The sequence below is a fragment of the Acinetobacter tandoii genome, from assembly GCF_008867985.1.
GTDB classification, from domain to species: Bacteria; Pseudomonadota; Gammaproteobacteria; order Pseudomonadales; family Moraxellaceae; genus Acinetobacter; species Acinetobacter tandoii.
This window is the reverse complement of sequence record NZ_VXLD01000037.1, coordinates 1-371: the sequence shown is the minus strand read 5'-3', so window position 1 is coordinate 371 and position 371 is coordinate 1. Positions and strand designations below refer to the sequence as shown.

The 371-nt window shown below is 49.1% G+C and carries 1 protein-coding gene; it reads left to right on the top strand.

From position 1 onward, the window contains the following. Positions 1–371 (top strand): Ig-like domain-containing protein (locus F4W09_RS17200; RefSeq protein ID WP_215899331.1); only part of this gene is annotated, 371 nt, incomplete at both ends.

Here is a 371-nt window from a genome sequence, read left to right as displayed (position 1 = left end):
GTACCGCAGGCGACTTCATCACCAATGACAACACCTTACTGTTTAAAGGTACGGTGGATCTGGCTGATGGTAACAGCCTCAGTGTAACGGTCGGTGCAACCACCTACACCACTGCCGATCCACGCCTCACAGTTGATGGCTCAGGCAACTGGACCCTAGATTTAACGGGTTCAGCATTACTCGACGGTAGTTACGCGGTGGTTGCCACAGTCACAGATACAGCAGGTAATAGTAAAAGTACCATTAGCCAGAACGTGGTGATTGATACCAAGATCGACACCGATAATGACGGTCAAACCGTGACCTTTGATTCGATCACCAATGATACAGGTACCGCAGGCGACTTCATCACCAATGACAATACCTTGTTA